The following is a 14,187-nucleotide window of genomic DNA, read 5'->3' as shown; positions in this document are numbered from 1 at the left end:
GCGAAGAACTAAGCACAGGCATTATGACGAAAGTACGACTGGAAAATTTTCTTAAGCCGCTCTCTCGATGGAGTGTTGCGATCTTCGGCAGTTTGGGCGTTGTGCTGCTACTGATGATGTTCGCGGGTGTGTTTACGAGAAAGGTATCTGACGAAAAGACAGCGTCAGTCCGCAGGCTCGAATCCAACATGGCGGTCGTAGAGGCACGTGAGATTGAACAGCCGCGGTTTGAAACGGCCGTTGGTTCGATCGAACCGATTCACCAATCTTTCGTAGCGTCAAAAATTTTGGCAAAGGTTGCGGAAGTGAACGTATCGGCGGGTCAAATGGTGGCTGAGGGTGAAGTGCTCGTGCGGCTTGTCGACGACGAACTGAAGTCGCGGTTAAGGCAAGCCGAGGCTAGCTTAGAATCGGCAACGGCTAGTGCTGAGCAGGCCCGAGCAAATTTGCGACGCGCAGAACAACTTCGAAAAGGGAATGCGATATCGCAGGCGGAATACGAGACGGTCGAAACCGCTGTCCGTACTTCGCAAGCGAACTTGAACCAAGCGGCTCGCGCCGTCGATGAAGCCAAAGTGTTTTTGGAGTACGCTACCATCGACGCTCCTTACGCTGGCGTTATCGTCGACAAGCAAGTTCAGGAGGGCGATACGGTGACGCCCGGTCAAACCCTGTTGACGCTGTACGACCCGAATCAAATGCAATTGGTGGCGAACGTTCGAGAGTCGTTCGCAAATCGATTGAAAGTCGGGCAAGTTGTGTCTGCGAAACTTGAATCGATGGATTATGAATGCCAAGCGACCGTGCGGGAGGTAGTTCCCCAAGCCGAAGCGGGCAGCCGTAGTTTTCAAGTGAAGGTCAGTGGCCCCTGCCCACCTGGGATCTACAGTGGAATGTTTGGGCGAATTGCATTACCGCTTGATTCTGAAACTATCGTCGTGATACCCGCCGCCGCGGTGAAGCGTGTGGGGCAGCTAGCGTTGGTTGATGCGGTGGATGGCGAGACTCTCAATCGTCGCAGTCTGCAGTTGGGTCGAAGAATCGGAAACGACGTCGAGGTATTGTCGGGTTTACGTGCCGGTGAGAGGGTCGCGATGTCAGCTGATGCCGTGACCTTGTATGAGGAAGGCGTTCGTAAGTGACTCATCACAAGCATCCCGAGGACGGGCATGACGATGTATTGTCAGGCATCGTTCGAGTTTTTCTAAATTCGAACCTGTCAATTATCTTGATCGTTTTCTCACTGATCATCGGAGTCGCAGCGCTGCTCATCACTCCGCGTGAAGAAGATCCGCAGATTGTGGTCCCGTTAGCTGACATTTTCGTTGAGTATCCTGGGCATTCGGCTGCTGAAGTAGAACAGTTGGTGTCAACTCCCTTGGAACGAATGCTCTACCAGATCGACGGTGTTGAGTATGTCTATAGCATGTCGATGGACGATCGTGCGATTGTGACGGTCCGATTTTATGTTGGGCAAGATCGCGAACGCAGTTTGGTCAAACTGTTTAAGAAGCTCAACGAAAACACTGATGCGATGGCTCCTGGAATCACCGATTGGGTGATGAAGCCCGTCGAGATTGACGATGTCCCGATCGTAACTTTCGCACTGAAAGGTGCCGAGCAGAATGGTTTCACGCTCCGGCGTATCGGCGAAGAATTGGTCGAACGACTCGGCGGCGTCAGTCAGGTCAATCGAGCTTACGTTGTCGGCGGCCAGTCGCGAACCATTACCGTCGCTTTGGATCCCGAAGGATTACGTTCGCATGGAATGACCGCGTTGGAAGTTCTAAAGACCGTGGAAGGTGCCAATCGATCATTGCCGGCGGGCTCAATCACTCACAATGATCATGTGATTGCTGTACGGACCGACGGAATGATTGCCAGCGCGGCGCAATTGCGAGACGTCGTTGTCGGCGTATTTGATGCGAGGCCCGTGTTCTTGAAAGATGTGGCCTCAGTGAATGATGGGGCTGAGGAGGTCAACCAGTATGTTCGTCACGGATGGGGGCCATCGCGTGGATTTGACAGTCACTGGGGAAATCCGGGGACTGTCTTGGGAGAAGAGCATTCCGAGAAAGCAATGGTACCGACGCCAAGCAGCACCGCAGTCACGATTGCAATTTCAAAACAAAAGGGAGCCAATGCGGTTCGTGTTGCTGATGCGGTGATCGAACGGGCTAGCCAACTTCGAGAGCAGTTCGTACCCGACAACGTGGAAATGGTGATCACGCGGAACAGCGGTCAAACGGCGAATCACAAAGTGAATGAATTGGTCGAAGCGCTTGGTGTTGCGATCGTGATTGTCGTCTTGCTGCTTACCATTGGACTTGGGTTTCGCGAAGCCATGATTGTGGCGGTGGCAGTACCGGTCGTTTTCGGGCTGACGTTGGCAGTCAACTTGATGTTTGGTTACACGATTAACCGAGTGACATTGTTTGCACTTATCTTGTCACTCGGTTTGCTAGTTGACGACCCTATTGTCGATGTCGAGAACATTGCCCGGCATTTTCACGAACGTAAAAAAGCCACTCGACGAATCGTCTTGGATGCCGTTGCCGAGATCAGACCTCCACTGATCAGTGCGACGCTAGCGGTGATTGTTAGTTTCTTGCCCATGTTCTTTATCACGGGGATGATGGGCCCCTACATGTCGCCCATGGCTTTGAATGTTCCTGTGGCAATGCTGATGTCGATGGTCGTCGCTTTCACGATCACGCCATGGTTGACCTACCAAGTGCTCAAGAAGAAGTTTCCCAACGAGGAATCAGGATTGGATGGCGATCATCAAGTTGATGATGAAGATCTGACCCTATCGCACGCGTCGTACGACCCTGAACAGATCAAAACGACGTTGTTGTACCGGTTCTTTCGACCGATGATGGTTCCGTTGTTGAAAACTCGGTTTAGGGCGGTGATGTTCCTTGCTTTGATGGCTGTGCTTACCGTGGCGGCGGCAGGTTTGGGTGCGTTGCGAATGGTCCCGCTGAAGATGCTGCCTTTTGACAACAAGAATGAGTTCCTGGTCATGTTGGACATGCCCGAAGGAACTTCATTGGAACGGACAGACGCCGTGATGGGGCAGATCGAACGCTTCGTGGCAAGTGAACCGGAGGTGACTGACTACACGAGCTATGTTGGATTGTCAGGTCCGATTGATTTCAATGGCATGGTACGCCACTACTATCTGCGTGGCATGCCACATCAAGCAGAACTACGGGTGAATTTGGTCGGCAAGAAGAACCGTCATCTTCAAAGCCATGGCATAGGACTACGGATGCATGATGCATTGACCGACATTGCCGAATCGTCAGGCGGGAATTTGCGGATTGTCGAATTGCCGCCGGGGCCGCCGGTTCTCGCTTCACTAGTAGCTGAGGTCACTGGCCAAGCGGGAAGTTCGTACGACCAAATCTTATCTGCTGCGGACATCGTTGCTCAGCGAATGCGTAGAGAACCGGGCGTGTTCGAAGTGGATACGATGCGAGAAGTGGCGAGCGATCGTTTGACGTTTGTACCGGACCAAGAAAAATCCGCGATCGCTGGAGTGTCGGTAGACGCAATCGCTCAAACCATCGCAGTTGCACTCGGCGGCGACCGAGATCAAACAATTCGAGTTGAAGGTGAGAGGGTCCCTCTCCGATTGACATTTCAATTGCCAAAGCCACTTCGCAGTAGCCCTCATGACCTATCGCAGTTGACAGTCAAAGGGACACGAGGAAACACCGTGCTGTTGGCCGAGCTTGGCGCTTGGAATCAAGAACAGGTTAGCCAAACGATCTATCATAAGAACCTGCAACGCATAGCCTATGTGATGGCTGAATGTGCGGGGCGTCCACCTGCGGAGTGTGTCGTCGATGTACTTTCCGATCAACAGCGAGATACCGATACCGGTTTTGTCGCAGACACATCCGCAATACCAGTTTCCGATCGAAGCTACTTTTCCAACGGTGGCGGCGTCGCGTGGGGCATTCCCAGTGATCTGTCGGTGACATTTTCCGGGGAAGGAGAATGGAAAATTACACTCGACGTATTTCGTGATCTTGGGCTCGCGTTCGCGGCCGCGATGGTCATGATCTATATCATCTTGGTGGCCCAAACGGGATCGTTTGTCATTCCGACAATTGTGATGCTTGCGATTCCGTTGACAATTCTAGGTGTGATGCCTGGATTCTATGCGTTGAATCTATTTGCCAACGCGAATGTGGGCGGCTATCCCGATCCCATTTTCTTTACCGCAACTGCGATGATTGGGATGATTGCCTTGGCAGGAATTGTGACTCGCGATTCGATCATTTTGGTGGACTTTATGGAACAAGCAGTCGCGGCTGGGCGACCGTTGTTTGATGCAATCCTTGAAAGTCGCGTGATCCGGTTGCGGCCGATCCTGCTAACCGCCAGCGCGGCGCTGCTTTCGGCAGTTCCCATTACACTCGATCCGATCTTTTCAGGTCTGGGTTGGTCACTAATCTTTGGCTTGATCGCATCGACGCTATTCACGCTGTTTGTGATTCCGGCGACGTATTGGCTGATCTACCACAAGCCGGCAACCTAGTTAGTTGATTTGCGAAGATGGTCGCGTGCTTTGGCTTGGACCTCTTTTGTTTGATCGCACGCTTGTAGTTTTGGATTCCACAGTTTGCTATGGTTGAGGTGGAGCAATCGAAAATGAAAATACAACTTGCGTATGGCCGCGATAACCTCAGCGTCGACTTTCCCGACGCCCAAATCTCGGTTTTAGAACCAAAGCATCAACCGGGAATCTCGGATGAGCGTGCTGCCTTGTTCGAATCGTTGGACAATCCTATCGAGGCGATGCCACTGAAGCACCAGATTGATTCCGGCAAGGACATTACGATCGTTCACACGGATATCACTCGAGCAACGCCAAACGATCGATTGATCCCGTGGTTGCTTGAGTACCTCGAAGATGCTGGCGCAGATCGTGAGCGAATTACCTTGCTAAATGGATTGGGAACTCACCGACCCAACACGACGGCCGAGCTTGAACAAATGCTGACGGCGGAAGTAGTGGCCAAATATCGCTGCTTGAACCATGAACCCGATCGTGACGAAGCTCATGAGTCGTTTGGTGTCACTCGCAATGGCACCGAGGTGTTGATCAATCGGCACTTAACGTCGGCGGACGTGCGAATCATCACTGGATTCATCGAGCCGCACTTCTTTGCTGGCTTTAGTGGTGGTCCAAAAGGAATCATGCCTGGAGTCGCCGCGATGCGAACCGTGATGAGCAACCATGGCGCGCATCATATCGGCGATGCCAGAGCGACTTTTGGTGTCACCGAAGGAAACCCATTGTGGGAAGAAATGCGAGACATCGCGTTGCGAATTGGACCCAGCTTCTTGCTGAATGTGGCGTTAAACGATCAGCGAGAAATCACAAGTTACTTTGCGGGTGACCTAGTCGCTGCTCACGCCAATGGAATTGAGTTTGTGCGCGAAAGTGCAATGCAGGCGGTTGACGAGCCATTCGATGTGGTGGTCACAACGAATAGCGGATACCCGCTAGACATGAATCTATATCAAGCCGTTAAGGGGATGCGGGCTGCGGAACTAATCGTCAAAGAGGGAGGCACCATCATCCTGGCGGCTGAATGCGTAGAAGGTGTGCCCGCCGGAAGTCCTCACGAACAGTTGCTCGAAAGCGTTGATAGTCCTGGATACCTCCTGCACAAGCTTGAATCGACAAGCGAAACACTTCCTGAACAATGGCAAGGTCATATCCAAGCGATGGTGCAGAAGAAGGCGAAGGTCTTGCTTTACAGCAGCCTTCCAGATCAAACGGTCAAAAATTGCTTGATGGAACCCTGCCATAGCATCGAGATGGCGATTGCAAACATCCTTAGTGAACTTGGCCCTTCAGCTCGAATCGGTGTGCTGCCCCAAGGGCCTCTAACGATTCCGTATTTGCGTCAGGCCGTGAGCTAATGCAATTAGGCTTGAGTCAACAATTGGTCATCGTTTTCGGTGCGGCAAAAGGAATCGGTTTAGAAATCGCAAGACAGTTTGTATCGGAGGGAAGTCGAGTCGTCGGAGTCGATCGTCAATTGCCTGATGCAGACATGGGACAATCAGGGATCGAATTCGTCCTTGGCGATGTCACGTCGCTTGACGAAATGAAACATTTAGCACAACAGCATCTCGAGATTGGGCATGTCGTTTTTTCGGTTGGAAAATCCAGTGGCAAAAGCGGTTTTCCTTATTGGAACGTCGAGCCGAGTGATTGGGCTTCGGTTATCGAAGTGAATTTGTTGGGTGCCGTGAATGTTGCTCACACGTTTGGGCCACTGCTAGCTGATAGTGGGCAAGGCTCGATTATGTTTTTGACTTCAGTCGCGGGGCAGGTCGGATCGCAAACTGATCCACCTTACAGTGCATCCAAAGCTGCGTTGATCAATTTCATGCAGTGCGTCGCCAAGGACTTGGCCCCGTTTGGTGTTCGAGCGAACGCAATCGCACCTGGAATGGTGCAAACCGATCTCAATCGCCAGGTTTGGCAGGCTGGTCAAATTCTCCTTCAAGCCGATGCCAAAGAAAGTTACGACGATTGGGCCGCTCGGAAGATTGCTCGGATTGCGCCCCTGAACCGTTGGCAAACACCTCAGGAAATTGCCGCAATGGCTGTATTCCTTGCCTCGGATCATGCTCGCAACATCACTGGGCAAACGATCAATGTGGATGGCGGCCAAGTCATGCACTCATAAACGCCTGGAAACTTAGGCGAGGCTGACAAAATTGGCGTGGATTCGTCGGTGCGCTGGATACTACAAACGGGATGCGTTGGCCGAAGGCGGTCACTGCTTGTCTACCATCTGTTTCCCGGCAAGGTTTCATGAAGATCGCACTAGCCTTTTCCGGTGGCGGAGTCCGCGCGACGGTGTTTCACCTAGGCGTACTCGCTCGGCTGGCCCGGGAAGACTTGCTAGGTAAAGTGAAGATGATTTCTAGCGTTTCCGGAGGATCACTCGCTGCGGGGTTAGTGTTCGCGCGATCTGGGAATCGTTGGCCAGGAAGCGCCGAATACCTACACGACATTGTCCCGCAAATTCATCACTTGTTGACTTCGCGAAATCTGCAACGCTCGTTCGCACTGAAGTCGATCATGTTTCCTTGGCGACTCGCATCTGGCCGTGCGGCGGTTCTTGGTGACGAATTAGAACGGCAATGGCAAATCGGTGGAAACCTTGCTGACTTGCCTCTTTCGCCACGCTGGATCATCAATGCAACGTGTTACCAGACGGGAAAGAATTGGCGATTTCAACGAGACGTGATGGGTGACTACCAAACCAAATACGTTCAGAATCCCGAGTTTCCACTTTCGCATGCACTGGCGTCTTCGGCAGCAGTTCCCGGACTGATCGGACCGTTGATCGTGAAATCAAAACGTTATGATTGGACTGAGTATCGAGAGGATGATTGGAAGGCCATCGAGCCAAAGTATCGAAAACTGCATCTATGGGACGGTGGTGTTTACGACAACTTGGGTGTGGAATCGCTTTTTAAGCCGGGTGAAGGATTACGCGATGGAACTGATTTCTTAATCGTGTGCGATGCATCGCGACCGCTTTCTGGTGAGAACCAAGAATCACGATGGACGCCGGGGTATCTCGAAGCATCCATGCGACTGGTCGACGTTGCGACGGACCAAGTACGGAGCCTAAGGGCCCGAATGTTGATGGAATACTTCAAGCAAAATCCTGGCAGCGGGGCCTACCTGCGAATGGGACGTAAGTCCAGTCGCCTTCGAGAGAACCGCCATGGCGATGAACGTATTTTGTCCGATGATGAGGTGCGACAAGCGTCCGGAATGGAAACCACCTTACGACGTTTGAGTCATAACGAATTCAGCATTCTCTTTCGACACGGCTATGAGGTGGCGAATAACACCCTTGCCACGCACTGCGACGAGACGCTTCAAAGTGTGAACCGCAGCCACGTTCAATTTAAGGCTGCGTAACAGCCAAACGCCGTTACTACGATCTGTAGCTATGAACCAAGGAAACCTTCACGCCGATCTTTCGATCAAAGGTACGCAAGAACGCGTTGATGTGCTGGCTGCGAACGGGAGGATTCGGATTGAGCGAATCGTTTCGCTGGCCCACCAAAGTCCTGAAGGATTTTGGTATGACCAAGACGAAGATGAATGGGTGGCTGTTCTTAGTGGGGCCGCGATCATCGAATTCGATGACGATGGCACAGTGGTTCGCCTGCAAGTGGGTGATTGGCTGCAAATTCCCGCACACCGTCGCCATCGCGTCACTTGGACAACCCCCGACGAGCCTACCGTGTGGCTCGCCGTTTTCTATTCCTGATGACTCGTTGAGATGTAATGAGTCCGCCACCTAGAGGGCTTGGCGAATTCGCTTGAAGCCATCTCGGATTTCGTATCCCACAAATTTCAGCGAATCCAACACATCGTCTGCGGTTGTTTGAACGGCATCCTTGAGCGGTTCGTACTCGTGGTCGAGCTCGTCTAGTCGATTTCCAAGCTTGTCCAGTTCCTCGCGAGCTTCCATCGAAGCTAAGTGAATTTGAAGTTGAAGTTCATCGCGTTCATGTTTGAGCCCACGGATTAGTTCTGCCACAATCTTGTCTTGACCGTTCATGTTTCACCTTCCCATTGATTCATCAGACTGTGAAATACAGTACCAATGTCAATGAAAGTACGAACGCAAACAATATGCCAAATCACGTACCGCTGCTTTCTTCCCGACTGGTTTCGATGTCATGGAATTGCTGTCGTAAGCTCTGCAGATTCTCCGCATAGCCCTCGGCATCACCGAACTCGCAGAAGAGACAAGTGCGACTGTGACACCCTTTGGCGCGGCGAGCATGTTTGATGGGACACCAGTATTGTTCGGTTCGTGAGGCAACCTCTCGGGCGAAGGCTATCACACCGTTGCAGTACCCACAGTAGACGCAGTTCACTTTCTCGATGATGTTCAGGTAAGCCAGCGAGTGTCGATCGATGACGACGTACTCGCTTCGCTTGACTCGCGGAATTCGGTAAACGCGAAAGCAGACCGCTTGGTATAGGGAAACAAACATATCCATCATCGTGAATGGAATCAGCAACGAATAAATCACCGGTGCGGTTGCGATTGTCCAAAAAGATGATTCACAGATGGTCCTCCATGCGTGCTTGGCCATCGCTCTGTGACGCCGCCGCACATCTTTGTCAAAAACTGCTCGCCCGCGGACAAGTTTGTAAGTGAAATCGTTCTTGGTCTGCTGGATTTTTTCAGTAACGACTCGTTCGAGTTCGTGAATTTCTTCGAGCAAGTGATCAAGTCGCTTAGGCATCGCATCATCCAACGTGGTTGGAGGGAAAGGATTGTGGAGTCTGCCAATCGTAAACACGATTTCGAGTTGGTTTGGTACACGCATTGCTTTTTAGGAACGCAGTTTCGTGTATTAACCACCTCAGTCTTAAGGTATCTGAATCATGACTGTTAGTCTTAAATCCGCTGCGGAATCCCATGCTGACCATCGCCATTGGCAAAGTGACGTGGATTGTTGGAAGGACGACATCGATAATTGGCGTTCCGAACATTCGACCGCAATTGCACAGCTACAAGAAGCCCTTAACCAGATCAATGAGCACGGTGCGTCGTTGGACGAACACGCTGAATCAGTCGTCTCGCTTGAACGTAGCCTTGTGCATCACGAACAGAACTTGGCGGCGAGTCTGCAAAACGGATCTCACACTGAGTTAGATGATGTTCTGAATGACCAGCACGTTAAGCAAGCAGACCTGCACCGCCGTCAGCAATCAGCCCATGAACGCATCAAGAAGCACCATCATACAGTCATGGCTCACGTTGCGACCTTGAAGGCTGCCTTAGAAGCAGCATTGTAGCGACATCGCGTGTCGCACTCGCAGTTGTGGGTTTCGGCATGAAGGATGCCGCAAGAGTCAGCAAACAATTCGGATTTTAACTAAGGACTAAACTGATGTGCCAAACGATTCACGTCACCGACATACGCGATGAAGCCTTTGAAATTCTAGAGGAGCAACAGAACGAAAGTGGTCATCTTGTTTCAATCGCTGACGCTGAACTCTGCGAACGACTCTGGGAACTCGACACTGCGGATCTTGATGACTTCACCGACTCAGGCGAAGCTTGCTTGGTGTTGCCGTGGGAGGCATCTTAAGACTCGATACATATCGCAGCCAAGGTTTTTGATCCGATTCATATGGGGTGCAGTCATTAGCATTTGCAAAGGGAACAGACGGCGGCGGTGCTGATGAGTATCCTGGTGCCTGTTTCCGCCATTTCCCTCCGACTAGGAATTGCATGTCACTGCGTTTGATTGAGATCATTGTTTCGGGCGAGTCTGCTGCAGCGATTAACGGCTTGCCGAGCGTTGAGCACGTCCTAGGACGTTGGGACACGGAGTTGGGCGACGGACAGCGAATGGTGCGGATTCTTGTCAATTCCGATAAAGCCGAAGCCATGTTGGACGATCTCGAAGGTCGTTTCTCGACCCAACCTGGCTTTCGTGTCATGCTATTACCGGTTGAGGCAACGCTTCCGCGCCCAAGTGATTCGGCGACTGATAAGACGAAGAATAACGCGAGGTTGCAATCACGAATCAGTCGCGAAGAAATCTACAATGACGTTACCCAGGGAGCGAACGTTTCGCGAGTTTACCTCGCGCAAGTTGTAATCGCTACGGTTGTCGCAGCGGTGGGTTTGATGCGGGACGATAACGCCGTGATCATCGGTGCGATGGTGATCGCGCCTCTTTTAGGTCCTAACATGTCGCTGTGTCTAGCCACCACGCTGGGCGATACCAAGCTCGCCATCGAATCACTGAAGGCGAACGCAGTTGGTTTGGCGGTCGCACTCTGCGTTTCTTTGGTTGTCGGATTGCTGTTTACCTATGACACTGACATACCGTCGATCAGGTCAAGGACGAATGTATCGGGTGGCGACATCCTGCTGGCCTTGGCTTCCGGTTGTGCCGGAGTGCTGGCCTTCACGAGCGGAGCACCATCGGCATTAATTGGCGTGATGGTAGCGGTAGCACTGCTGCCCCCCTTCGTCGTCTTTGGGTTGTTACTTGCATCCGGCGACTACGTGGCTGCACGTGGGGCTTTGATGCTGGTATCCACCAACGTCATTTGTGTCAATCTTTCGGGTGTGCTTACCTTCGTGGTTCAAGGACTTCGGCCGCGTACTTGGTGGGAAGCCGAGCGTGCCAAAAAGGGAACGCGAATTGCCGTATTGACGTGGTTGGCGTTGTTGCTAGTCCTAGCCGTCTTAATTTACAACGGTACCGACGTTTGATCGTGATTTAGGACAAGGCTACCTATCCGATGTTGGGCATTGTCGGATTGATCGTGAGATGCGGTATCCCATCACGATAGCGACTGCGCAACCGACAAATCCAGGGACTGAGTATCCATAGATCGTTGGTGGAACTTCATTGCTGCAAAGCGAAGCTGAACCGACGAATAAAGCCGCGGTAAGAATACCCATGACGAGGCGATTGACTACTGGTTCAAGACGGCGGTGTTGAAGGTGAACGTCGAACTTTCCTCGTTTCAAATTGTGCAGAATGTCGGCGGCATCCTTGGGCAGTATCCCCATCAAGTGTTCCCAGTCATCGACGTTTGACCTTATCCGCTTGTACAGACGTCGCGGTGAGAAGCGACGCAGCATTGCTTGTTGGCCGTAGGGTTCAATGATTTCAGCGAGGCTAAAGCTTGGGCTGAGCTGCTGCGAGGTTCCTTCAAGCATCACCAATACTTTCAGCAACATGGCAACTTTGGCGGGTAAATAGATGTGATGTTCTCGGATGATCTGGACGATTTGGTGAAGACATCCGCTTAAGTCAAATTCGCGGAGCGATTGATAAGCGTATTCATCTAGCAATTCTTTGATCGATCCATGAAGCGCGGCTTCGTCAAAGTCGCCGGGAACTTCGCCGATTCTTGCCACGACCTCAGCAATCTTGGCTGAGTCCTGGGCGGTGGCTGCGATTAGTGCGAGTTCGAGGTCGTCGCGCAAACGATCGTCGATACGCCCGACCATCCCGCAGTCAAGTACTCCTAAAAGAGCGTCGGGCTTTAAGCGATCCGTTATGCGTGTCGCGTCGGAAGCGTCGGGGATCATTGGGCTTTTATCAACCAACACCATCAGATTGCCCGGGTGTGGATCGGCGTGATAGAAGCCGTCTCTGAATATCATTTCAATGAACAGATTGGCACCGCGACGCGCAATCTCATCGAGATCTAATCCTGTAGCGACGAGTTGCGACTTCTCGGAAACACTGATGCCTTCGAAACACTCCATCGTCAAGACTCGACGCGAGCTAAGTTCTGGATACGGCCGAGCAAACCGAATGTCGCTACACTCATCAAAGTTGCGACGGAAGGTTTGCATGTTCCGCAATTCGCGACCGAAGTCGAGTTCACGCATCAAAGTTCGTCTAAACTCGTGCGTCGTTTTGACGGGGCGGTATTGTCGAAGTCGCTCGGATTGATCCTCTGCGATTTGAGCCAACCTGATCATGATTTCCAAATCATTGACGATTCGCCGCTCAATCCCAGGGTGTTGGACCTTTACAACGACTTTGTCCCCGTCGTGAGTCGTTGCCCGGTGGACTTGACCGATCGATGCAGAAGCTAGTGCCTTGGTCTCGAATTCGGCAAACAATTGGTCCATGGTTCCACCAAGTTCGGACTCGATCATTGCAATCACTGCGTTGGCATCGTCCTCGGGGGTGTTCGCTCGCAGTTGAGCCAGTTCATCCGCTAGACGCTGCCCAACCAAGTCTGGCCGCGTGCTCAAAACCTGGCCGAGCTTTATGAAGGTGGCACCTAGTTCGGTAAGTGCTACCCGGATTCGTTGTTCAGTGGTGAGAGCTTTGTCAGGGGCTTCGGTCGAACTGCGTCGAAACCGATCAAGCCAAGGCATTGGCACGCTCGACAACCAGTCCGCCAATCCGTGTTTGGCGAGAATCGCGACAACCTCACGAAACCGATCTGCATTTCGAACAAGTTGAGGAACGTCAATGAGGTCCATGGTGGGTCACTATTGAGTGGCAGAGACGGAACGACGAAATAGTGCCAAGCTGCCGAGAAAAGCTGCCATCCCTAAACCAACCATGGCGACAAACTCGGGCCAGACGATATCGAACCCCACACCCCGAAATGCGATCGATTGAGCAAAGCTCATGTATTGACGCGACGGCAGGAACCACGTGATTCGTTGCAACCAATCCGGCTGGCTTTCCAAAGGGCTCATCCCGCCCGAGAGCATCATCATAGGGATGATCGTGATCATGCACAGCAGCCCGAATTGGGCCATGCTGCGTGCGATGGTCGCGAGCAAAATTCCGATCGCCGCAGCAGCAAACAAATACACCACGGTTCCGATAAATAGCAAAAGACGAGAACCAGCGAATGGGACGTTCAACATCCCTTCAACCACAACGACCATCGACAACATGAAGCACGCCAAGATTACGAGTCCATTCGCCCAAACTTTGGAAATGGCAATCTGAAAAGATGTCAGCGGCAGCGTGAGCAAGTGTTCGAGCGTGCCATGTTCGCGTTCACGCAAGATCGCCGCGCCGGTCAAGATGATGGTCAACATCGACAATTGGTCCAGGACTCCTGTGACGGCACGGTTCCAACGGTTCGTCCCGTTGGGATTAAAGGCTTTTCGTTGGATCAGTGTGATGGGCTGTTCCTCAGTCGCGTCAGTACGGCTGACGAACCGTCGGGTCTCTTTGGTCACTATTGATTGAATGTAGCTAGCGCCCAAGGCAGCTTGCCTGACCGCCGTTGCATCAATGTTGATTTGAATTTCTGGCGAACGTCCTTCGCGAACATCTGATTCGAAGTCGGGTGGGACTACAACGACAAACATGAACCTACCCGCGTCCATCGAATCTTCTATTTCTGCGGCTGTGATTTGTTCAGGGACCTTGAAGAATGGCGGATACAGTGCATCCCTCATTTTTCGCGACAGAGTAGATTGGTCTTCATCGACGAATGTAACGGACGCCCGGTTGACGTCTTCGGGGACACCTTCACTTTGTTGATAGACGCTAAATGTGAAGGAATAGATCAAGAACGCCATCATCGGGATGCTGCCAAGCAACGTCCAAAGTTCTTTTGTTCCCAGCCAATAGATTCCGGTCAGTGATCTCATA

Annotated in this window: 13 protein-coding genes; 9 read left to right on the top strand and 4 right to left on the bottom strand. The window is 52.1% G+C overall.

Features of this window, described 5'->3' with window-relative positions:
• The first annotated feature begins 23 nt into the window (after window positions 1-23).
• The 6 genes from Pla22_RS21335 to Pla22_RS21310 all read left to right on the top strand — a co-directional run bounded on the left by Pla22_RS21335 (window position 24) and on the right by Pla22_RS21310 (window position 8,330).
• The gene (locus tag Pla22_RS21335) at window positions 24-1,142 is read left to right on the top strand and encodes an efflux RND transporter periplasmic adaptor subunit (protein ID WP_146516835.1); all 1,119 of its coding nucleotides are present in this window, start codon (window positions 24-26) and stop codon (window positions 1,140-1,142) included.
• A complete protein-coding gene (locus tag Pla22_RS21330; RefSeq protein ID WP_146516834.1) occupies window positions 1,139-4,552 on the top strand; it encodes an efflux RND transporter permease subunit in 3,414 nt (1,137 codons plus the stop codon). The genes Pla22_RS21335 and Pla22_RS21330 overlap by 4 nt, the downstream gene beginning before the upstream one ends.
• A 113-nt stretch (window positions 4,553-4,665) precedes the next feature.
• Window positions 4,666-5,946 (top strand): nickel-dependent lactate racemase, encoded by a 1,281-nt coding sequence (gene larA / locus Pla22_RS21325; protein ID WP_146516833.1) that lies wholly within the window; start codon window positions 4,666-4,668, stop codon window positions 5,944-5,946.
• Between the two features lie 11 nt (window positions 5,947-5,957).
• Window positions 5,958-6,722 carry an SDR family NAD(P)-dependent oxidoreductase gene (locus Pla22_RS21320; protein WP_242632232.1) on the top strand — a complete coding sequence of 255 codons (765 nt, stop codon included), beginning with the start codon at window positions 5,958-5,960 and terminating at the stop codon, window positions 6,720-6,722.
• Window positions 6,723-6,850: 128 nt separating this feature from the next.
• Window positions 6,851-7,975, top strand: coding sequence for a patatin-like phospholipase family protein (locus Pla22_RS21315; protein WP_146516831.1), 1,125 nt, complete (start codon window positions 6,851-6,853; stop codon window positions 7,973-7,975).
• A gap of 31 nt (window positions 7,976-8,006) precedes the next feature.
• Window positions 8,007-8,330 carry a cupin domain-containing protein gene (locus Pla22_RS21310; protein WP_146516830.1) on the top strand — a complete coding sequence of 108 codons (324 nt, stop codon included), beginning with the start codon at window positions 8,007-8,009 and terminating at the stop codon, window positions 8,328-8,330.
• A 30-nt stretch (window positions 8,331-8,360) separates the two neighbouring features.
• Here Pla22_RS21310 and Pla22_RS21305 read toward each other — a convergent pair whose 3' ends face one another.
• Window positions 8,361-8,624 (bottom strand): hypothetical protein, encoded by a 264-nt coding sequence (locus Pla22_RS21305; RefSeq protein WP_146516829.1) that lies wholly within the window; start codon window positions 8,622-8,624, stop codon window positions 8,361-8,363.
• Window positions 8,625-8,706: 82 nt separating this feature from the next.
• Window positions 8,707-9,321, bottom strand: coding sequence for a hypothetical protein (locus Pla22_RS21300; RefSeq protein WP_146516828.1), 615 nt, complete (start codon window positions 9,319-9,321; stop codon window positions 8,707-8,709).
• Window positions 9,322-9,463: 142 nt separating this feature from the next.
• On the opposite strand from Pla22_RS21300, the gene Pla22_RS21295 reads away from it, so the two are divergent.
• From Pla22_RS21295 to Pla22_RS21285, 3 genes are all read left to right on the top strand, one after another.
• Window positions 9,464-9,877, top strand: a complete 414-nt coding sequence (locus tag Pla22_RS21295) for a hypothetical protein (RefSeq protein WP_146516827.1) — start codon at window positions 9,464-9,466, stop codon at window positions 9,875-9,877.
• 95 nt (window positions 9,878-9,972) lie between these two features.
• A complete protein-coding gene (locus Pla22_RS21290; protein WP_146516826.1) occupies window positions 9,973-10,173 on the top strand; it encodes a hypothetical protein in 201 nt (66 codons plus the stop codon).
• A 143-nt stretch (window positions 10,174-10,316) separates the two neighbouring features.
• Entirely contained in the window at window positions 10,317-11,312 is a 996-nt protein-coding gene (locus Pla22_RS21285; protein ID WP_146516825.1) for a TIGR00341 family protein, read from the top strand.
• Between the two features lie 18 nt (window positions 11,313-11,330).
• Here the strand turns inward: Pla22_RS21285 and Pla22_RS21280 are convergent, their stop codons facing one another.
• Window positions 11,331-13,052: an ABC1 kinase family protein gene (locus tag Pla22_RS21280; protein WP_146516824.1), complete on the bottom strand. Its 1,722-nt coding sequence runs from the start codon at window positions 13,050-13,052 to the stop codon at window positions 11,331-11,333.
• A gap of 9 nt (window positions 13,053-13,061) precedes the next feature.
• Window positions 13,062-14,186, bottom strand: coding sequence for an ABC transporter permease (locus Pla22_RS21275; protein ID WP_146516823.1), 1,125 nt, complete (start codon window positions 14,184-14,186; stop codon window positions 13,062-13,064).
• Window position 14,187 lies beyond the last annotated feature (1 nt).

Source organism: Rubripirellula amarantea, from assembly GCF_007859865.1.
GTDB lineage: Bacteria > Planctomycetota > Planctomycetia > Pirellulales > Pirellulaceae > Rubripirellula > Rubripirellula amarantea.
The sequence above is the reverse complement of the archived record's forward strand: the minus strand, read 5'-3'. Positions and strand labels throughout refer to the sequence as shown.

Excerpts from the sequence above, each read along its gene's own strand:
- Pla22_RS21335 (WP_146516835.1), top strand. The coding sequence starts at position 24 with ATGACGAAAGTACGACTGGAAAATTTTCTTAAGCCGCTCTCTCGATGG.
- larA (WP_146516833.1), top strand. The coding sequence starts at position 4,666 with ATGAAAATACAACTTGCGTATGGCCGCGATAACCTCAGCGTCGACTTT.
- Pla22_RS21315 (WP_146516831.1), top strand. The coding sequence starts at position 6,851 with ATGAAGATCGCACTAGCCTTTTCCGGTGGCGGAGTCCGCGCGACGGTG.
- Pla22_RS21310 (WP_146516830.1), top strand. The coding sequence starts at position 8,007 with ATGAACCAAGGAAACCTTCACGCCGATCTTTCGATCAAAGGTACGCAA.
- Pla22_RS21305 (WP_146516829.1), bottom strand. The coding sequence starts at position 8,624 with ATGAACGGTCAAGACAAGATTGTGGCAGAACTAATCCGTGGGCTCAAA.
- Pla22_RS21300 (WP_146516828.1), bottom strand. The coding sequence starts at position 9,321 with ATGCCTAAGCGACTTGATCACTTGCTCGAAGAAATTCACGAACTCGAA.
- Pla22_RS21295 (WP_146516827.1), top strand. The coding sequence starts at position 9,464 with ATGACTGTTAGTCTTAAATCCGCTGCGGAATCCCATGCTGACCATCGC.
- Pla22_RS21290 (WP_146516826.1), top strand. The coding sequence starts at position 9,973 with ATGTGCCAAACGATTCACGTCACCGACATACGCGATGAAGCCTTTGAA.
- Pla22_RS21285 (WP_146516825.1), top strand. The coding sequence starts at position 10,317 with ATGTCACTGCGTTTGATTGAGATCATTGTTTCGGGCGAGTCTGCTGCA.
- Pla22_RS21280 (WP_146516824.1), bottom strand. The coding sequence starts at position 13,052 with ATGGACCTCATTGACGTTCCTCAACTTGTTCGAAATGCAGATCGGTTT.
- Pla22_RS21275 (WP_146516823.1), bottom strand. The coding sequence starts at position 14,186 with ATGAGATCACTGACCGGAATCTATTGGCTGGGAACAAAAGAACTTTGG.